Raw genomic sequence first — 19736 nt, 5'->3', positions numbered from 1 at the left:
TGGGAGCGGGCTTGCTCGCGATGACCTCGCTGGCGAGTCAGCTCCCGCAGTTTGATCGGTGATTTTTCCACGGAACCCTCTTCATGACCCGGCCCAAAGCCCACGTCGCCAACGAGATGCTGGCTGCCTTGACGGCCTACAAACGTGCTTTTTTCAACATTGGCCTGTTCTCGGCCGTGATCAATTTACTGATGCTGGCCCCCGCGCTGTACATGTTGCAGGTGTACGACCGGGTGTTGGCCTCGGGCAATGAAATGACCCTGTTGATGCTGACGCTGATGATCCTCGGCCTGTTTGGCCTGATGGGCGCGTTGGAATGGGTGCGCAGCCAGGTGGTGATCCGCCTCGGCACGCAAATGGACATGCGCTTGAATCAGCGGGTCTATGACGCTGCCTTTGAGGCGCAATTAAGCACCGGCAGCCCGGCGGCCGGGCAGGCGCTGAATGACCTGACCAGCCTGCGCCAGTTCGCGACTGGCAATGCGTTGTTCGCGTTTTTCGATGCGCCGTGGTTTCCCGTGTACCTGTGGGTGATCTTTATGTTCAGCCCGTGGTTGGGGCTGTTGGCTCTCGGTGGGGCGGTGCTGCTGATGCTGCTGGCGTGGCTCAATCAGCGGGTGTCGCAGGGGCCGCTTAAGGCTGCCAGCGAGTTATCGGTTGAAGCCACCCAGCAGGCCAGCGCGCATTTGCGCAATGCCGAAGCGATTGAGGCGATGGGCATGCTCGCGACCTTGCGCGGCCATTGGCTGGCGCAGCACACGGCATTTTTGGCGCAGCAGAACCTGGCCAGTGAAAAAACCGCCAGTGTCGGTGCCTGGTCCAAAGGCGTACGTCTGGCCCTGCAATCACTGGTGCTGGGGCTGGGCGCATTGCTGGCGGTGCAAGGGCAAATCACCGCCGGGATGATGATCGCCGGGTCCATTTTGATGGGCCGGGTGCTGAGCCCTATCGATCAGTTGATTGGCGTGTGGAAGCAATGGACTTCAGCGCGGCTGGCCTATCAACGCCTCGAATCACTCTTGCAGGCGCATCCGGCCCGTCCGCCGCGCATGGCGCTGCCCGTTCCACGGGGCGAACTGGCGGTTGAGCAACTCAGCGCCAGCGCACCCGGAACGCGGCGTGCCACGTTGAGCAACCTGAGTTTTACCCTGCCTGCCGGGCAGGTGCTCGGTGTGATCGGGCCGTCAGGCTGCGGCAAGTCGACCTTGGCCCGCTTGCTGATTGGGGTTTGGCAGCCGCTGGCTGGCAAGGTTCGGCTGGATGGCGCGCAACTGTCGCAATGGGACAAACAGCAACTCGGCCCGCATCTGGGGTATTTGCCTCAGGACATTCAGTTGTTTGCCGGGACCATCGCGCAAAACATCGCCCGCTTTGCTCAAGTTGATGCCGACAAGGTGTTGGCGGCGGCGCAGATGGCAGGTGTGCATTCACTGATTTTGCAAATGCCCGAAGGCTACGACACCCGCCTGGGCGACGGCGGCGCCGGGTTGTCGGGCGGGCAGAAGCAGCGCATCGGCCTGGCCCGTGCTTTGTACGGCTTGCCCGCGCTGATCGTGCTCGATGAGCCCAACGCCAACCTTGATGAAGCCGGGGAGCAAGCCTTGCTACAGGCCATTGCCCAACTCAAACAGCTCAAGCGCACGCTGATCCTGATCACCCACAAACCCAACGTACTGACCCTCACGGATCAGCTGTTGATCCTGCGCGAAGGTCAGTTACAAGCCTTTGGCCCCACCGCCAAGGTGCTCGCCGCGCCCAAGCCCGCGGCGGCCAAACCGGCCATGAATGTGAGCTACCGACTGGGCACCGTAGAGGCGAACAAAGCATGAATGCCGCAAACGCCAAACCGCCCTATGAGGGTAACGTGCTGCAACTGGACGACCGTCGCCATGCGCGTCTGGGTTGGCTGTTGATGCTCGGCGGGTTTCTCGGGTTTCTCGCCTGGGCTGCTTTGGCGCCGCTGGACAAAGGCGTCGCGGTGTCGGGCAAGGTCATGGTGTCAGGCAATCGCAAAGTGGTGCAGCATCCCAGTGGCGGGATTGTTGAGCGCATCGACGTGCGTGATGGCGACCGTGTGCAAGCGGGGCAAGTACTGATCCGGCTCAAGGAAACGCCATTGCTGGGCCAGGCGCAGTCACTGCGCAGCCAGTTTTATGGCTCGTTGGCCAGCGAGGCCCGGCTCAATGCCGAGGTTGAGGGCGCTGCGAGTGTGAGTTTTCCTGCTGAGCTGATGGCGCTGCATCACGAGCCTGAAGTGGCGTCGAACCTGGCGTTGCAACGTCAGTTGTTCGCCAGCCGGCGTCAGGCGTTGCTGCTCGATCAGCAAGGCATCGGCGAAAGCATCGCCGGAGCCGAGGCACAATTGCGCGGGGTGCGTGACTCGCAAGCCAATAAAGTGCTGCAACGCACGGCATTGGACGAGCAACTGCAAGGCCTGCGCGAATTGGCCCGCGAGGGCTACATCCCGCGTAATCGCCTGCTGGACAGCGAGCGTGTGTACGCCCAAGTGCTGGGCTCGATCAGCGAAGACTATGGTCGTATCGGGCAATTGCAGCGTCAGGTGCAGGAGATGCGCCTGAAAATTCGTCAACTGAGCGAGGAGTATCAGAAAGAAGTCCGTACGCAATTGGCGGACACCCGCATACGCAGCGAAGACTTACGCAACCGATTGGCGTCAGCGGAGTTTGAACTGGCCAACAGCCAGTTACGCGCGCCGGTGGCGGGGATTGTGGTCGGGCTCGATGTGTTTACCGAAGGCGGGGTGATCCGGCCTGGCCAGGCCCTGATGGAAATCGTCCCGCAGGGCGAGCCGTTACTGGTCGAGGCGCGGGTGCCGGTGGAATTGGCCGACAAGGTTCACGCCGGGTTGCCGGTGCAACTGATGTTCTCGGCCTTTAGCCAAAGCACCACGCCACGGGTGGCGGGCGAGGTGACGCTGGTGTCGGCAGACCGTCAGGTCGATGAACGCACCGATGAGCCCTATTACACGCTGCGGGCGCAGGTCAGCGCCGAGGGCATGGCGCAACTGGCCGGTTTGCAGATTCGCCCCGGCATGCCGGTCGAGGCCTTTGTGCGCACCGGCGAGCGCTCGATGCTTAATTACCTGTTTAAACCCTTACTGGACCGCACGCACATGGCGTTGGTGGAGGAATGAGTGTGCGTCGATTGTGCCGCGGGGTGTTGATGCTGGGCGCGGTGTTGGCCAGCCCGGTACAGGCATTGGGTTTGCTTGAAGCCTATGACTTGGCGGTGCGCAACGATCCGACCTTTCAGGCGGCGATAGAAGAGCGCGCTGCGGGCCAGGAAAACCGAGCGCTCGGGCGTTCAGCCCTGTTGCCGACGCTGGCCTGGAATTACAGCAACTCGCGCAATGAGTCTGAAGTCACGCAATCGCACACAAAGACCGACCGCGATTACCGCAGCTATGCGGCGACGTTGACCCTGCAGCAACCGCTATTGGACTACGAGGCCTATGCACGCTTTAAACAAGGCGCGGCGCAGGCCTTGCTGGCCGACGAGCGTTTTCGCAGTAAAAGCCAGTATTTGGCGGTGCGGGTTTTAAGTGCCTATAGCCAGGCCTTGTTGGCGCAGGAGCGGATTGAGCTGAGCCGGGCACAGAAACGGGCGTACAGCGAACGCCTGCAACTCAATCAACGGCTGTTAAAAGGCGGAGAGGGCACTCGAACCGATGTGCTTGAAACCCAGGCGCGCCTGAGCCTGGCGGTCGCCCAGGAAATCGAAGCCCAAGACACGCTGGATGCCGCCTTGCACGAGCTGGAGGCCATGCTCGGTGAACCGTTGCAGGTGGAGCAGCTTGACCCGTTATTGCCGCATTTCAGCATTCAGCCGCTGGAGCCGCAGCGCTTTGAAAGCTGGCGCGAACTGGCCCTGGCCAATAACCCGGACCTGGCGTCGCAACAGCACGCCCTGACGTCGGCCGAGTACGAAGTGGAACGCAAGCGGGCCGGGCATTTGCCCAAGCTCAGTGTGTACGCGAGCAGTCGGCAAACCAGTTCGGACTCTGAAAGCACCTACCACCAGAAGTACGACACCAACAGCGTCGGCATCCAGCTCAGCGTGCCGTTGTTTGCCGGGGGCTCGGTGTCGGCATCGACACGCCAGGCGGCGCGGCAACTGTCGCAGGCGCAGTACGAACTGGACGCGCAAACAGCCGCGACGTTGGTGGACTTGCGCAAGCAGTACAACCTCAACAGCAGTGCGGCGGCCAAGGTGCGGGCCTACGAAATGGCCGTGCAGTCAGCCAGTGCGTTGGTCGATGCAACGCGCAAAAGCGTGAGTGGCGGGGAGCGGGTCAATCTGGATGTACTGGATGCCGAGCAGCAACTGTATAGCGCCAAGCGGGATTTGGCCGAGGCTAAGTACGCGTATTTACTGGCGCGGGTGCAACTCAAGTACTACGCGGGCTTATTGAATGACGCGGATTTGTTACAGGTGGCGGGGTATTTTCACGTTCAGAAACCGTAGCGCGCCCATCGCGGGCAAGCCCGCTCCCACAGGGGTTCAACTTGTGGGAGCGGGCTTGCTCGCGATCAGGCTTTAGCGACGAACCAGCAACACGCCCGATTCCATGTGGTGAGTCCACGGGAACTGGTCAAACACGGCGCAACGCTCGATACGGTGCGTGTCGTGCAGTTGGGCGATGTTCTCGGCCAATGTCAGCGGGTTGCACGAGATGTACAGGATGTTGTCGAAGCGGCGGGTCAGTTCGCAGGTGTCCGGGTCCATGCCCGCGCGCGGCGGGTCGACGAAGACGCTGCCGAATTCGTAGCTTTTCAGGTCAATGCCCTGCAAGCGGCGGAACGGGCGGACTTCATTCAGGGCTTCGGTCAATTCTTCTGCCGACAAACGCACCAGCTTGACGTTATCCACAGCGTTGTCGCTGAGGTTGTTCAAGGCGGCGTTGACCGAGGTCTTGCTGATCTCAGTGGCCAGCACGTTGCGTACGCGGGTCGCCAGCGGCAGGGTGAAGTTGCCGTTGCCGCAGTACAGTTCGAGCAGGTCGTCGGAACGCTCGCCCAACGCTTCGTATGCCCAATTGAGCATTTTCTGGTTAACCGTGCCGTTTGGCTGGGTGAACGCGCCTTCGGGTTGTTGATAAGTGAAGGTGCGGCCCGCAATGTCGAGTTTCTCGACCACGTAATCACGCCCAATCACGACGCGCTTGCCCTTGGAGCGGCCAATCACGCTGATGTCGAGGTCTTTGGCCAACTGCTCGGCAGCGTTTTGCCAGTGCTCGTCCAGCGGGCGGTGATAGCACAAGGTAACCATGGCATCACCGGCCAAGGTGGTCTGGAACTCCACCTGGAACAGCTTGTGGCTCAGCGCCGAGCTGGCTTGCCACGCGGCCTTGAGCTGCGGCATCAACTGGTTGATGCGCAGGCTGGCAATCGGGAAGTCTTCGATCAGGATCGGCGTGCGCTTGTCATCCTGGGCGAACATCGCGTAATGGCGCTCGCCACCTTCGCGCCACAGGCGGAACTCGGCGCGCAGGCGAAAGTGCTTCAACGGCGAGTCAAACACCTGCGGCTCAGGCGCGTCGAACGGCGCCAGCAAATCGCGCAGCCGTTGGGCCTTGGCCTCAAGTTCCAGGGCGTAGGTAGCAGAATCAAACGGCAAAGCACTCATGCGTTAAACCAACCCAGCTTGACCACAAACAGAATCGACAGAATGATCAGCGGCGCATTCAGCTCGCGGGCGCGACCCGACAGCAGCTTGATCACGGTCCAGGAAATAAAGCCGAAGGCGATGCCGCTGGCGATGGAGTAGGTAAACGGCATTGCCAGCGCGGTGATCACCACCGGTGCAGCAACGGTCACGTCTTCCCAGTCGATTTCGGCCAGGCCGCTCATCATCAGCACGGCCACGAACATCAGCGCAGGCGCGGTGGCGAACGCCGGAACGCTGGCCGCCAGTGGCGAGAAGAACAACGCCAGCAAGAACATGATGCCGACCACGATGGCGGTCAGGCCGGTACGGCCACCGGCGCTCACGCCCGCTGCCGACTCGATGTAGCTGGTGGTGGTTGAGGTACCCAGCAACGAACCGGCCATGGCCGCGGTGCTGTCAGCGATCAGGGCGCGGCCCATTTTCGGCATGTGGCCGTCTTTGCCCATCAGGCCAGCGCGCTTGGCCACACCGATCAGGGTGCCGGAGTTGTCGAACAGGTCAACGAACAGGAAGGCGAAAATCACGCTGACCAGACCGATGTCCAGTGCGCCTTTAATGTCCAGTTGCAGGAAGGTCGGGGCCAGCGACGGCGGCATCGACATCACGCCACCGAAGTCGGTCACGCCCAGGGCGATGGACGCAACGGTCACCGCCAGAATGCCGATCAGCACCGCACCGCGTACGCGCAGGGCTTCCAGAGCCACGATCAGGGCAAAGCCCAGGGAGGCCAGGATCACTTTTGGCTGAGACAGGTCGCCCATGCCGACCAAGGTGGCCTTGTTGGCAACCACGATACCGGCGTTACCCAGGGCGATCAGCGCCAGGAACAGGCCGATACCGGCGGCAATGGCCGAGCGCAGCGGCAGCGGGATGCTGTTGATGATCCATTCGCGGATGCGGAAGATCGACAGCAGGAAGAACAGCACCGCTGAAATAAACACCGCGCCCAGCGCCACTTGCCAGGTGTGGCCCATGTGCAAGACCACGGTGTAAGTGAAGAAGGCATTCAGGCCCATGCCCGGCGCCAGGGCGATCGGGTAGTTGGCGATGATGCCCATGATTGCCGAGCCGATGGCGGCTGCCAGGCAGGTCGCGACAAACACCGCGCCTTTGTCCATCCCGGTTTCGCCGAGGATGCTCGGGTTCACGAAGAGGATGTAGGCCATCGCCAGGAAGGTGGTGATACCCGCAAGAATCTCGGTTCGCACAGTGGTGTTGTGTGCTTTGAGTTGAAACAGCCTTTCCAGCATGCCAGTCCCCGTGGCGCCACCGGCGCCGTGATTAAATCGTTTTCAACAGCAAAGCACAGACGCCTGAGGCCTGAGGTTTTTCTGTCTGTCGGAAAAAGCCGCGCATCATACCAGCAGCACAGGCGTCTGGCTGCTTTGCTGACTCAACGGCGCGATGTTTTGTAACGTCGAGTGCACAGGCATACTGCGTGCCAGTTATCGGGGGGATCCATGAAGCACACCATCAACGCTTTAATTGCCGGTTTATGCCTGTTTATCAGCGCCGGAGCGAGCGCGGCACCGGCGATGCCGTTGAGTACCGTCGAAATTCTCAAGGTGGCGTCTAATTCGGGGGCTGTGGAGGATGTGTCGGATGGTCGCGAGCAGACCAAAATGCAGCACCGTGGGCCGCACATCAAAGTGTATGTGCTGGAACGCGGCTACGGCGGCCAGCCCACGGTGACGTTTGACGGCCAGATTATCGATGGCGTGCGCACCCCGGTGTGCAATAAAGGCGAGGGTTTGGTGACCTGCGACGGTGCGGGCACCACCGTGGGTTACGTCTACACCTTCGATTTGAGTAACAACCAGGGCGGCTGGTTCCAGTTCAGTAACACGTCGCTGGTGGCGCCGTTCAAGCGCCTGCAAACGCAGCTGTATATTCGCTAACCCAAGCCCCCGTAGCAGTTGACGAGTAGTACGAGGCTACGTCCGCAGGCATAGCCGCCGTAAAGTCAGGCGCTTGGGTTGTTAGCGCTTACGATCGCTTCGCAATCGGACGTAGCCTCGCGGAGCTCGTCAACTGCTACGCACTGGTTTTGCGGTGTATCCGCTTTAATCCTCAACCAACCGGTCACGCTTGGCCAAGCCCGGGAACAGTTTTATCCACAGCCCGGCGATAAACAGCGTGCCCACGCCGCCCAGCACCACGGCCGGCACGGTGCCCAGCCAGTGGGCGGTGGCGCCGGACTCAAACTCGCCAAGCTGGTTGGACGCGCCAATAAACAGGCCGTTGACCGCGCTGACCCGGCCACGCATTTCATCCGGGGTTTCCAGTTGCACAAACGAGGCACGGATAACCATGCTGATCATGTCGGCCGCGCCCAGTACCACCAGCACCGCCATCGAGAACCAGAACGAGGTCGACAGCCCGAAAGCGATGGTCGCAACCCCGAATACCCCCACGGCGGTGAACATCGTGCGCCCTACCTTGCGCTCAAACGGGAAGCGCGCCAGCCACAATGACATTAACAACGCGCCCACCGCCGGGGCCGAACGCAGCATGCCCAGGCCCCACGGGCCTGTCAGCAGAATGTCTTTGGCAAACACCGGCAACAGCGCAGTCGCACCGCCCAGCAACACGGCGAACAGGTCCAGCGAGATGGCCCCGAGGATGTCCGGGCGGCTACGGATAAAGCGAATCCCGGCCAGCAGCGAGTCCATCGTCGCCTTGCCTTTGTTTAGCGCCACCTGGCGGGCCGGCAGGTTGCTCATTAACAGTGCGGCAATCAGGTACAGCACCACGCTGGGGCCATACACCCACACGCTGCCGAACGCATAGAGCAAGCCACCAAACGCCGGGGCCACGATGGTCGCCGACTGCTGGGCGGCCTGCGCTGCGGCCACGGCGCGGGGGAACAACGCCACAGGCACAATGGAGGGCAGCAAAGCCTGGGTGGTGGGCAGTTCAAATGAGCGGGCGGCGCCGAGTAAAAACGCCAGGATAAAGATCATTTCACGGGTGATGCTGCCGCTCAGGCTGCTGATCGCCAGGGTCAGGGCAATCATCGCTTGCAGCGACTGGCACAGCGCGGCCACCCGGCGGCGGTCATAGCGGTCGGCCACATGCCCGGTGTGCAACATAAACAGCACGCGAGGCGCGAACTCGATCAGCCCCACCCAGCCCAGGTCCATCACGTTGCCGGTCAACTGGTAGAGGTTCCAGCCAATGGCCACCGTCAGCATCTGGAAGGCGCTGGCGGTGAAGATGCGGGCAAACCAAAAGGCCACAAAAGGCCGATGATGACGTAACAGAAGCGGCTGGCTGGTCATTGAAGGGTCGTGGCAAAGGGCAGGGGACGTCGAGATTATCATTTTTCTGTAACAAATAATGACTCGCGCTGATGCATTGAGAAAACCGCCCAACGGTCGTGCGAAAAATCGCGTGCGGCTATTACACGCACTTCCTGCAACTGTCTATTTCAGGGCCTGGGACAACCTGTCACGCGACAACCAGCCACATTAGCCACACGCCAAGAATGGACTACTCTTTCAGCAATGTTTGATCCAGGTCAAAGCCCGCAAGGGTTTTACTGGAGTGGCCAGACGGCCTGATTCCCTTGCGTGGTGGCCAGCAGTGCGAGCGCAGATTCGCAAAGGCCATTGCTCGTGGGGCTGTTGGACACCGGCGTCCTGTCGGTGCCCTGACAACCTGATACCTGATAGAGGAAGACTTATGTTCGGTTTGGAGGCTCTCGATCTCGCCCGAATTCAGTTCGCGTTCACCGTATCGTTCCACATTCTATTTCCCGCCATCACCATCGGTCTCGCCAGTTATCTCATGGTGCTCGAAGGCATGTGGCTGAAAACCCGTGACGATACGTACCGCGACCTGTACCACTTTTGGTCGAAGATTTTTGCAGTCAACTTTGGCATGGGCGTAGTGTCTGGCCTGGTCATGGCGTACCAGTTCGGGACCAACTGGTCGCGGTTCTCGGACTTCGCAGGGGCTGTCACCGGGCCTTTGCTGACCTATGAAGTGCTCACCGCCTTCTTCCTTGAGGCCGGTTTTCTGGGCGTCATGCTGTTTGGCTGGAACCGCGTGGGTCGCGGCATGCACTTCTTCTCCACCATCATGGTGGCGGTCGGCACGCTGATTTCGACCTTCTGGATCCTGGCCTCCAACAGCTGGATGCAAACCCCGCAGGGTTTCGAAATCATTGATGGCCGGGTGATCCCGGTGGATTGGCTGGCGGTGATCTTCAACCCGTCGTTCCCTTACCGCCTGGCGCACATGGCCACGGCCGCCTTTGTGGCCACCGCCTTCTTTGTCGGCGCTTCGGCTGCCTGGCATCTGTTGCGTGGGCGTAATACGCCGGCCATTCGCCGCATGTTCTCGATGGCGATGTGGATGGCCCTGGTGGTTGCCCCCATTCAGGCGTTTATCGGTGATGCCCACGGGTTGAACACGCTGAAATATCAGCCGGTAAAAATCGCTGCGATCGAAGGGCACTGGGAAAACAAGCCCGGTGAGCCTACCCCGTTGATCCTGTTCGGCATCCCGAACATGAAAACCGAAACCACCGACTACAAGATCGAAGTGCCGTACCTGGGCAGTTTGATCCTGACCCACAGCCTGGACAAACAGATCCCGGCGATGAAGGACTACCCGGCGGCGGACCGTCCTAACTCCACCATCGTGTTCTTCACGTTCCGCATCATGGTGGCGCTGGGCATGCTGATGATCGTCATCGGCCTGTGGAGCGTGTGGCTGCGCAAACGCGGCACGCTGTATGAAAACCGCTGGTTCTTGAAGCTGGTGCTGTGGATGGGGCCGTCGGGTCTGATCGCCATCCTGGCAGGTTGGTTCACCACCGAAGTCGGCCGTCAGCCGTGGGTGGTCTACGGGTTGATGCGCACCGCCGATGCGTCGTCCAACCACAGCGTGACGCAAATGAGCATCACCCTGATCATGTTTGTGCTGGTGTACTTCTCGCTGTTCGGCGTCGGTATTGGCTACATGATGCGTCTGGTGCGTAAAGGCCCGATTGCCCACGAGGGTGATGGTCAGCCTTCAGGTGGCCCAGGTCAGCAACGCACGCCTGCCCGTCCTTTGTCGGCTGCCGTTGAAGGCACCGAAGAAGGTTACAGCGACAGCCTGAAGAAGGGGAACTGAGTCATGGGTATTGATCTGCCACTTATCTGGGCAATCATCATCATCTTTGGCGTCATGATGTACGTGGTCATGGATGGCTTCGATCTCGGGATCGGCATCCTCTTCCCCTTCATCAAAGGCGAGAAAGACCGCGATGTGATGATGAACACCGTTGCCCCCGTCTGGGACGGTAACGAAACCTGGCTGGTACTGGGCGGTGCGGCGCTGTTTGGCGCCTTCCCGCTGGCTTACTCGGTTGTGCTGTCGGCGCTGTACCTGCCGCTGATCCTGATGCTGGTCGGCTTGATCTTCCGCGGTGTGGCCTTTGAGTTTCGCTTCAAGGCCAAGGCCGACAAGCGTCACATCTGGGACAAAGCGTTCATTTGGGGTTCGATCATCGCCACTTTCTTTCAGGGCGTGGCGCTGGGGGCCTTTATTGAAGGGATACCGGTGGTCAACCGTGAATACGCCGGTGGCGGGCTGGACTGGTTGTCACCGTTCAGCCTGTTCTGCGGCCTCGGCTTGATCGTGGCCTACGCCTTGCTCGGTTGCACCTGGTTGATCATGAAAACCGAAGGCCCGCTGCAAGAGCGCATGCACAACCTGGGGCGGCCATTGGCAATTGCCCTGCTGGTGGTGATGGGCGTTGTCAGCTTGTGGACGCCGCTGGCGCACACAGACATTGCCGCACGCTGGTTCACCTTGCCGAACCTGTTCTGGTTCCTGCCGGTGCCGATTCTGGTGCTGGTGACCATGTACGGGCTGTTCAAGGCGATTGCGCGCAATGCCCACTACACGCCGTTCCTGCTGACCCTGCTGCTGATTTTTCTGGGTTACAGCGGTTTGGGCATCAGCTTGTGGCCGAACATCATCCCGCCGTCGATTTCGATCTGGGAGGCCGCTGCACCGCCACAAAGCCAGGGCTTTATGCTGGTGGGCACCTTGTTCATCCTGCCGTTTATCCTGGGTTACACCTACTGGAGCTACTACGTGTTCCGCGGCAAAGTCACCCACGAAGACGGTTACCACTAGTTGCAAGTGCCGCTGCGCCCCACCGGGCGCAGCCTTTTCTCAGAGGAGTGCCTGAACATGGCTGGCAAAGATTATTTAAACGACGTGCAAGCGTGTGAGAAAAAGCCGCTGTGGCAACGCATTGGTTGGTTGGTGTTGATCTGGACCGCCAGCGTGGCCAGCTTGGCCGTATTTGCCATGTTGATCCGCCTGTTCATGACCGCAGCGGGCATGAAAAGCCACTAAACAACTACGGTAGGAGCGAGCTTGCCTCGCGATCTTTTGAGTGGTTAAAAGATCGCGAGGCAAGCTCGCTCCTACAGGGTTTTTACAGTTATTTGCGCGCCTTGAGGATGACGAATTTAGGCGTGGCAGCCACTTGCTCAACCCCTCGAAACAACTTGGCCAGCTTGCTGTGATAGCCCAAGTGGCGATTGCCCACGATGTACAGCGCGCCGCCGACCACCAGCGCTTCACGGGCTTGCTGGAACATGCGCCAGGCCAAAAAGTCGCCCACCACTTGTTGCTGGTGAAACGGCGGATTGCACAACACCACGTCCAATGAGTTCGGCGCCTGCCCCGCCAGGCCATCGCCTGCACGTACCGTCACGTCGCGATCGCCCAGCGCGGCCTGCCAGTTCTCCTGTGCCGATTGCACCGCCATAAACGATTCATCGACCAGCGTGTAGTGCGCCTGTGGGTTGTTCAGGGCGCTGGCGATGGCCAGTACACCATTCCCGCAGCCCAAGTCGGCCACGCGGGCCGAGCCCAGGTTGGTCGGCAGGTGTGGCAAAAACGCCCGCGTGCCGATATCCAGCCCTTCACGGCAGAACACGTTGGCGTGGTTGAGCAGCTCGATAGCAGGCTTGTCCAGCGCGTAACGTGAAGGGTAGGGCGAGGTAAACGGCCCAAGGCCCTGTGCCGTCGCCACCAGCAAGCGGGCTTTTTTGACCGCCAGCGAGGCTTGCACCGGGCCGATATAGCGCTCCAGCAGATCCCCTGCCGCACGTGGCAAGTGTTTGATCATCGCACCGGCAATCACCTGTGCGCCCGGAGCCAATTGCCCTTGCAGGCGAATCAGTTGCTCTTCCAGCAACGCCAGGGTTTTTGGCACCCGCACCAGTACGCAGTCGAATGGGCCTGCCAGTGGCTGGCTGGCGGGAATAATCGAAGCCGCATCAAATGCATGGCCGTTGCGCACCAGATTCTTTTCCAGGCCTTGAATGGCCAGGAACGAGTCACTGCTGCTGGTGACGTGCATCGTACTGACCAGGCTGACGGCCAAGGCCCCAAAACTGTCGTTGAGCACCAATATCCGGCTGTTGGCCGGCATCGCCAATTCGGCCACGTGGTTGAGCAAATACTCATCCGCAGCATCGAAGGCCTGAAGTGGCTCATTCTGTTGTTCAGGCTGACGGATCAAGTGGAGTTGGGCGAAAGGACTTTCGAGCGCAGGCATCTATACAAACTCTGGGGCATCGACAACGGCTTGAATTGAGCTCAAAGGCATTCAAGCAGCCATGGAGGCCGTGGCATTTTCAGGTGCTGGCGATTTTACGTTTTTTTACCGGAGATTGCCCGACGCTTTTGGTCGGGGTGCCGGTTGCTCAGGTGTGACGGTGCATCAAAGAAGACCGCATTTGGCCGCGATCACCACGGCAGACGTCTTGTTGGTGGCGCCCATTTTTCGCATCGCGCTGCTGATGTGAAAATTTACGGTTCGCGGCGTCAGATTCAGGATCATGGCAATGTCAGACGCCGTTTTGCCTTGGGCGGTCCATTTCAGGATCTCTGACTCACGCGTAGACAGATGATTGCCGGGATCATTTAGGCGCATGTTCAGAAAGAATTTTTCGTACATCGCGGTGTGCAACTGGTGGCATAGCCATAGCAAGTCGCCCACTTTTTCATCGAACTCCTGGGTTGAAACAGGCGAGTGCCGTCGGGTCAGGCTCAGGATGCTCACCGTCCCTTTGGCGTCGTGAGCCGACAGCGACCAACCATAATTGAGCCCATATGACTGCGATACGTCCTTGAGTTCAGGTGTTTCACTGAATAACTGCTGGTCCCATACCAGTGGATCAATGGACTTTTTGAAATGGTTTTCAATTGGGTTTTTATGGGTAATACAGCACGCGTCAAAAGTATCTATAAATTCGGTTGGGTGATTAGTCAGTATTTTTCTATCTATTTGAAGGCTTCTTTGTTGTGGGGCCATTCTGAACAAAAAGCTATCAAATCCGCATAGTTCAATTCGATTGCGTGCATAAGTGAGTAAAGTGGATTCACCCTTTTGGGTAAGTTCTTGTTTTGTATAAAAACGATTGGCAGTGCCCATAATGCGTGGGGCTCCCAGAAGGTGGATCCAATGTGGAATTTAATAGTAGTTCATAATTCTCAAGAATATGTAGGAATTTTCTCGATCTGTTTTAAGAGTAATTGCTCTAGTGTTTTAAGTCTCTGAGGATTTAACGTTTTTTTCACGCTTGTTATCGATTTGTTTTTTTGGCGCCATTTTTTGGTTGAGGCTTAGTGTTGAAAGCAATGTTTAAAGTTGATGGCGCTAAACATAATTAACAACTCGTTACACATTTCTGTACGAGTGCGAAGCCCTCCCTGTTTCTCCTATGAATTCAAAGCCATCACAAACCGTCGGTGTTCCTCCCTGCGTGTTTGCGCGACACTAGGGCCATCAGCCCAATGGAGCGCACCATGACCGCCAGCGCAGAAAAATTCACCCGCCAGACGCTGCTCGATGTTAAACCCCTGACCCCCAACCTGTTTACCTTGCGCACCACCCGCGACCAAGGGTTTCGCTTTCGCGCAGGGCAGTTTGCAAGGCTGGGCGTGACCAAGGCCGACGGCAGTACGGTGTGGCGCGCCTATTCCATGGTGTCTTCCCCGTATGACGAGTTTTTGGATTTCTTTTCAATCGTGGTGCCGGGGGGGGAGTTCACCAGTGAGCTGAGCCGCTTACAGGTGGGCGATACCTTGCTGGTAGAGCGCCAGGCCTTTGGTTACCTGACTCTGGACCGTTTTGTCGACGGGCGGGACCTGTGGTTGTTGGCAACAGGAACCGGCATCGCACCGTTCATCTCGATCCTGCAAGACTTTGAAGTATGGGAAAAATTTGAACGCATCGTATTGGTTTACAGCGCGCGGGAAGCACGTGAACTGGCGTATCAGGATTTAATCGCTGAACTGGGAAAGCGTGATTATCTCGTCGAATACGCACACAAACTGACCTATATACCGATAGTGACCCGTGAACAAACGGCGGGTGCGTTAAACGGGCGTATAACAACGCTGATTGAAAACGGTGAGCTTGAGCGTGCGGCGGGCATTGAACTAACACCCGAGCACTCGCGGGTCATGTTGTGCGGTAATCCACAAATGATTGATGATACGCGCAACTTGTTGAAAGCACGCAATCTGCAACTAAGCCTTTCGCGTCGTCCCGGGCAAGTTGCGGTAGAGAACTATTGGTAGGTCAACTAAACAAGGTCTTTAATAAACAACGGCGCCTCTAAGCGCCGTTGTTTAAGCCCGGGCCTCTATGGCCGGTTCTTTTGTTCTTTGAGCAGGTCGCGGATCTCACCCAGCAGTTCTTCTTCTTTAGAAGGCAGTGGCGGGGTGCTTGGGGCGACTTCTTCTTGACGGCGCAGGCGGTTGATCGCCTTAACACCCAAAAAGATGGCAAACGCCACAATCACAAAGTCGATGACGGTCTGAATGAACTTGCCATAAGCCAATACCACCGCAGGGGCGTCACCGGCCGCCGCTTTGAGCGTAATGGCCAGGTCCGAGAAGTCCACGCCGCCAATCAACAGCCCCAAAGGCGGCATGACCACATCGCCGACGAAGGATGAAACGATTTTGCCGAACGCAGCGCCGATGATGATGCCCACGGCCATATCGACCACGTTCCCTTTGACCGCGAAGGCCTTGAACTCACTTAAGACGCTCATTGGTTATTCCTTGTTACAGATGAGGTTGGTAGATGCAGTGTAAATCAGCCTTGCGCATCTCGCCTGCCAGGCCACTTGCAATCTCATGGGTTGACCCGCAAGCGGCGTATAAGTTTAAACGTTTCAGCGCTTAACGCCTTTAGCGTCTTCAAGCCAGCCTTTTTTCTTAATGGGGCGGTTCAGACCTTTCAATTTAGAGAACCCCACCCGCGCCTCTAACCTTTGCGCAACGTAGTGACTACGTAGCTAATAACCAGAGGACACGTGCATGACCACCCCTTTCGGCCTTGGGCCCCGTACCCAACGACGCCTGCTTAGTGCGTTGAGCATCAGCCTGCTATCGGTTTCCGTTCACGCCGCTACCTTGACCCGCGATAACGGCGCGGCGGTCGGTGATAACCAAAACTCACAAACGGCCGGCGCCAATGGCCCCGTGTTGCTGCAAGACGTACAACTGCTGCAAAAGCTGCAGCGCTTTGACCGCGAGCGTATTCCCGAGCGCGTGGTGCATGCCCGCGGCACCGGCGCCCACGGCAGCTTCACCGTGACCAACGACCTCAGTGACCTGACCAAAGCCCGGGTGTTTGCGGCCGGCGAAACCACGCCTGTGTTTGTGCGCTTCTCGGCGGTGGTTCATGGCAACCACTCTCCGGAAACCCTGCGTGACCCGCGTGGCTTTGCCACCAAGTTCTATACCGCAGACGGCAACTGGGACCTGGTGGGCAACAACTTCCCGACGTTCTTTATTCGTGATGCGATCAAGTTCCCGGACATGGTGCACGCGTTTAAGCCCGACCCGCGCACTAACCTTGACGATGACTCGCGGCGCTTTGATTTCTTCTCTCATGTGCCTGAAGCCACGCGCACCCTGACCGAGCTGTACTCCGACTCGGGCACCCCGGCCAGCTACCGCGAAATGGACGGCAATGGTGTGCACGCCTACAAACTGGTGAATGCCAAGGGCGAAGTGCACTACGTGAAGTTCCACTGGAAGAGCCTGCAAGGCATTCACAACCTCGACCCTAAAGAAGTCACCCAGGTGCAGGGCCGTGACTACAGCCACATGACCCACGACCTGGTCACGCACATCAACCAGGGCGACTTCCCCAAGTGGGATCTGTACGTGCAAGTGCTCACGCCTGAAGACTTGAAGTCGTTCGACTTTGACCCGCTGGATGCGACCAAAATCTGGCCGAACGTGCCAGAGCGCAAAGTCGGCCAGATGGTACTGAACCGTAACCCGGCCAACGTCTTCCAGGAGACCGAGCAAGTGGCCATGGCGCCGGCCAACCTGGTGCCAGGCATCGAACCGTCTGAAGACCGTTTGCTGCAAGGTCGGGTGTTCTCCTACGCCGACACGCAGATGTACCGTTTGGGCGCCAACGCCCTGCAATTGCCGATCAACGCCCCACGGGTGACGGTCAACAACGGCAATCAGGACGGCGCGATGAACACCGGTCATAGCACCTCGGGCGTGAACTACCAGCCAAGCCGACTGGAGCCGCGTGAAGAGCCGCAAACCGCGCGTTACAGCCAAATGCCGCTGTCGGGCACGACCCAGCAGGCGAAGATCCAGCGTGAGCAGAACTTCAAACAGGCAGGCGATCTTTACCGTTCATACAGCAAGAAAGAGCGTCAGGATCTGATTGAAAACTTCGGCGGCTCGTTGGCCACCACCGATGACGTCAGCAAGCACATCATCCTGTCGTTCCTTTATAAGGCAGACCCGGAGTACGGCACCGGCGTGACCAAAGTGGCCAAAGGCGACCTGGCACGGGTCAAGGCACTGGCGGCCAAGCTGGTGGATTAACCTTCGCCGGTCGTTGTAGGAGCGAGCTCGCCTCGCGATCTTGAAAACGATCAAAAGATCGCGAGCAAGCTCGCTCCTACATGGATCTGTGACCTTTATAGGTAGCGTACACATGCGAATTTTTGCTTTAGCTACGATGCTGCTGTTGAGTGGGTGGGCAGTTGCCGACCAGCCCGACACCCAGACCCAACTCAAGGGCTACTATTTCGACGCCGCCCGGCGTGGCGACGTGGTCATGCTCGACACTTTCATCGACTCGCACTTTGACCTCGATGCCCAGGACAGCAAAGGCTACACCGCCTTGATTCTTGCGGCCTATAACGGCCATGACGAGGCGGTCGAGCACTTGCTCAAGGCGGGCGCCAATGCCTGTGCGCAAGACCTGCGCGGCAACACCGCGCTGATGGGCGCCATTTTCAAAGGCGAATTCAAAATCGCCCGGCGGCTGATGAACACCGACTGCAACCCCGACCAGCGCAACGGTGCTGGGCAGACCGCGGCCATGTTTGCCGGGTTGTTCAAGCGCGTCGAACTGCTCAACGATTTATCGCAAAAAGGCGCCGACCTGAATGCCAAGGATGCCCAGGGCAATACCGCCGCTCAGCTGATCAAGGGTGAAATCCGCATGCCCGAGTCGCACTGATCGCCGCCTTGTGGGCTATCATCGCGGTTTTTGTGCGGAGTTCCGATGGCCAAGCCTAAGCGCATTTACGGCTGTACCGAGTGCGGTGCAACTTTCCCCAAGTGGGCCGGGCAGTGCGCAGAATGCGGCGTCTGGAACACCCTGGTAGAAACCGTTGTTGAAAGCGGCGCTGCTGCGCCTCCCAGTGGCCGCACCGGCTGGACCGGGCAACAGGCGCAAATCAAAACCCTGGCCGAAGTCAGCATCGAAGAAATCCCGCGCTTTTCGACCGCCTCCGGCGAGCTCGACCGGGTGCTCGGTGGCGGTCTGGTCGACGGCTCTGTGGTGCTGATCGGCGGTGATCCCGGCATCGGCAAGTCAACCATCCTCCTGCAAACCTTGTGTCAGATGGCCACGCGCATGCCCGCGCTGTACGTCACCGGCGAAGAATCCCAGCAGCAAGTGGCCATGCGCGCCCGGCGTCTGGGCTTGCCGCAGGACCAGCTCAAGGTCATGACCGAAACCTGCATCGAAAACATCATCGCCACGGCCAAGCTCGAAAAGCCCAAGGTCATGGTGATCGACTCGATCCAGACCATCTTCACTGAGCAACTGCAATCTGCACCGGGCGGCGTGTCGCAAGTGCGCGAGAGCGCGGCGTTGCTGGTGCGGTACGCCAAATCCAGCGGCACGGCGATCTTTCTGGTCGGTCACGTGACCAAAGAGGGCGCCCTCGCTGGCCCCCGCGTGCTGGAGCACATGGTCGACACCGTGTTGTATTTCGAAGGTGAATCCGACGGGCGGTTACGTCTGTTGCGGGCGGTTAAAAACCGTTTCGGCGCGGTCAACGAACTGGGCGTGTTCGGCATGACCGACAAAGGCCTGAAAGAAGTCTCCAACCCGTCTGCGATCTTCCTGACACGGGCACAAGAAGAAGTCCCGGGCAGCGTGGTAATGGCCACGTGGGAAGGGACACGGCCGATGCTGGTTGAAGTACAAGCGCTGGTGGACGACAGCCACATGTCCAACCCGCGCCGCGTGACCTTGGGCCTCGATCAAAACCGGCTGGCCATGTTGCTGGCGGTGCTGCACCGCCATGGCGGCATCCCGACCCACGACCAGGACGTGTTCCTCAACGTGGTGGGCGGGGTCAAAGTGCTGGAAACCGCGTCAGACCTGGCCTTGATGGCCGCCGTCATGTCCAGTTTGCGCAACCGCCCGCTGCCCCACGACTTGCTGGTGTTTGGCGAAGTCGGCCTGTCAGGTGAAGTACGCCCGGTGCCGAGCGGCCAAGAGCGTTTGAAAGAAGCCGCCAAACACGGCTTTAAACGCGCCATCGTGCCCAAAGGCAACGCCCCCAAAGAATCCCCGCCGGGTCTCACTATCATTGCGGTGACCCGCCTGGAACAAGCGCTGGATGCGTTGTTTGAATAGCGTTTTAAATGTGTAAAAAAATCTGCAATAGGCGCGTTGTGGTTTGTCTGTTAACGTCGGTTTTAGCCCGTATTTATAGGCTGTAGTCTATAAATAATAT

At 59.0% G+C, this 19736-nt stretch carries 17 protein-coding genes; 11 read left to right on the top strand and 6 right to left on the bottom strand.

The genetic code is table 11. The annotated features are described in order from the left end of the window. Window positions 1-83: 83 nt before the first annotated feature. The 3 genes from TU84_RS04385 to TU84_RS04375 are packed head-to-tail and all read left to right on the top strand — an operon-like array spanning window position 84 to window position 4485. Window positions 84-1829 carry a type I secretion system permease/ATPase gene (locus TU84_RS04385; RefSeq protein WP_048367454.1) on the top strand — a complete coding sequence of 582 codons (1746 nt, stop codon included), beginning with the start codon at window positions 84-86 and terminating at the stop codon, window positions 1827-1829. Next, window positions 1826-3154, top strand: a complete 1329-nt coding sequence (locus tag TU84_RS04380; protein ID WP_048367452.1) for an HlyD family type I secretion periplasmic adaptor subunit — start codon at window positions 1826-1828, stop codon at window positions 3152-3154. The genes TU84_RS04385 and TU84_RS04380 overlap by 4 nt, the downstream gene beginning before the upstream one ends. Then, window positions 3151-4485 carry a TolC family outer membrane protein gene (locus TU84_RS04375; RefSeq protein ID WP_048367451.1) on the top strand — a complete coding sequence of 445 codons (1335 nt, stop codon included), beginning with the start codon at window positions 3151-3153 and terminating at the stop codon, window positions 4483-4485. The genes TU84_RS04380 and TU84_RS04375 overlap by 4 nt, the downstream gene beginning before the upstream one ends. A gap of 72 nt (window positions 4486-4557) precedes the next feature. On the opposite strand, the gene trmA is transcribed toward TU84_RS04375, so the two are convergent. Continuing rightward, a complete protein-coding gene (gene trmA, locus TU84_RS04370; protein WP_048367450.1) occupies window positions 4558-5646 on the bottom strand; it encodes a tRNA (uridine(54)-C5)-methyltransferase TrmA in 1089 nt (362 codons plus the stop codon). After that, window positions 5643-6938 carry an NCS2 family permease gene (locus tag TU84_RS04365; protein WP_048367449.1) on the bottom strand — a complete coding sequence of 432 codons (1296 nt, stop codon included), beginning with the start codon at window positions 6936-6938 and terminating at the stop codon, window positions 5643-5645. Before TU84_RS04365 ends, trmA begins: the two co-directional genes overlap by 4 nt. Before the next feature lie 210 nt (window positions 6939-7148). Between TU84_RS04365 and TU84_RS04360 the strand changes: the two genes are divergently transcribed. Then, window positions 7149-7586, top strand: a complete 438-nt coding sequence (locus tag TU84_RS04360; RefSeq protein ID WP_048367448.1) for a DUF4879 domain-containing protein — start codon at window positions 7149-7151, stop codon at window positions 7584-7586. Between the two features lie 165 nt (window positions 7587-7751). On the opposite strand, the gene TU84_RS04355 is transcribed toward TU84_RS04360, so the two are convergent. Then, complete coding sequence (locus TU84_RS04355) at window positions 7752-8969, bottom strand: MFS transporter (RefSeq protein ID WP_048367447.1); 1218 nt, start codon at window positions 8967-8969, stop codon at window positions 7752-7754. A gap of 403 nt (window positions 8970-9372) precedes the next feature. Between TU84_RS04355 and TU84_RS04350 the strand changes: the two genes are divergently transcribed. Genes TU84_RS04350 through TU84_RS04340 form a run of 3 tightly spaced genes read left to right on the top strand, consistent with a single transcriptional unit; the run spans window position 9373 to window position 12048 of the window. After that, window positions 9373-10812: a cytochrome ubiquinol oxidase subunit I gene (locus tag TU84_RS04350; RefSeq protein ID WP_048367446.1), complete on the top strand. Its 1440-nt coding sequence runs from the start codon at window positions 9373-9375 to the stop codon at window positions 10810-10812. Window positions 10813-10815: 3 nt separating this feature from the next. Beyond that, the gene (gene cydB, locus TU84_RS04345; RefSeq protein WP_048367444.1) at window positions 10816-11823 is read left to right on the top strand and encodes a cytochrome d ubiquinol oxidase subunit II; all 1008 of its coding nucleotides are present in this window, start codon (window positions 10816-10818) and stop codon (window positions 11821-11823) included. 57 nt (window positions 11824-11880) lie between these two features. Continuing rightward, window positions 11881-12048, top strand: a complete 168-nt coding sequence (locus TU84_RS04340; protein WP_048367442.1) for a DUF2474 domain-containing protein — start codon at window positions 11881-11883, stop codon at window positions 12046-12048. Between the two features lie 88 nt (window positions 12049-12136). Here TU84_RS04340 and TU84_RS04335 read toward each other — a convergent pair whose 3' ends face one another. Together TU84_RS04335 and TU84_RS04330 are read right to left on the bottom strand one after the other, a co-directional pair. After that, window positions 12137-13261 carry a methyltransferase gene (locus TU84_RS04335; protein WP_048367440.1) on the bottom strand — a complete coding sequence of 375 codons (1125 nt, stop codon included), beginning with the start codon at window positions 13259-13261 and terminating at the stop codon, window positions 12137-12139. 165 nt (window positions 13262-13426) lie between these two features. Continuing rightward, window positions 13427-14140, bottom strand: a complete 714-nt coding sequence (locus TU84_RS04330; protein ID WP_082148618.1) for a LuxR C-terminal-related transcriptional regulator — start codon at window positions 14138-14140, stop codon at window positions 13427-13429. Window positions 14141-14514: 374 nt separating this feature from the next. On the opposite strand from TU84_RS04330, the gene TU84_RS04325 reads away from it, so the two are divergent. Then, a complete protein-coding gene (locus TU84_RS04325; protein WP_048367439.1) occupies window positions 14515-15291 on the top strand; it encodes a ferredoxin--NADP reductase in 777 nt (258 codons plus the stop codon). Window positions 15292-15356: 65 nt separating this feature from the next. On the opposite strand, the gene mscL is transcribed toward TU84_RS04325, so the two are convergent. Further along, complete coding sequence (mscL, locus tag TU84_RS04320) at window positions 15357-15770, bottom strand: large-conductance mechanosensitive channel protein MscL (protein WP_048367438.1); 414 nt, start codon at window positions 15768-15770, stop codon at window positions 15357-15359. Window positions 15771-16038: 268 nt separating this feature from the next. Here mscL and katB point away from each other — a divergent pair, with 268 nt between their 5' ends. From katB to radA, 3 genes are all read left to right on the top strand, one after another. Beyond that, complete coding sequence (gene katB / locus TU84_RS04315) at window positions 16039-17580, top strand: catalase KatB (protein ID WP_048367436.1); 1542 nt, start codon at window positions 16039-16041, stop codon at window positions 17578-17580. Window positions 17581-17692: 112 nt separating this feature from the next. Next, window positions 17693-18223: an ankyrin repeat domain-containing protein gene (locus tag TU84_RS04310; protein WP_048367435.1), complete on the top strand. Its 531-nt coding sequence runs from the start codon at window positions 17693-17695 to the stop codon at window positions 18221-18223. A gap of 45 nt (window positions 18224-18268) precedes the next feature. Beyond that, window positions 18269-19636, top strand: a complete 1368-nt coding sequence (gene radA / locus TU84_RS04305) for a DNA repair protein RadA (protein ID WP_048367434.1) — start codon at window positions 18269-18271, stop codon at window positions 19634-19636. The last annotated feature ends 100 nt before the right edge of the window (window positions 19637-19736 follow it).

The organism is Pseudomonas helleri (assembly GCF_001043025.1).
GTDB lineage: Bacteria > Pseudomonadota > Gammaproteobacteria > Pseudomonadales > Pseudomonadaceae > Aquipseudomonas > Aquipseudomonas helleri.
The sequence above is the reverse complement of the archived record's forward strand: the minus strand, read 5'-3'. Positions and strand labels throughout refer to the sequence as shown.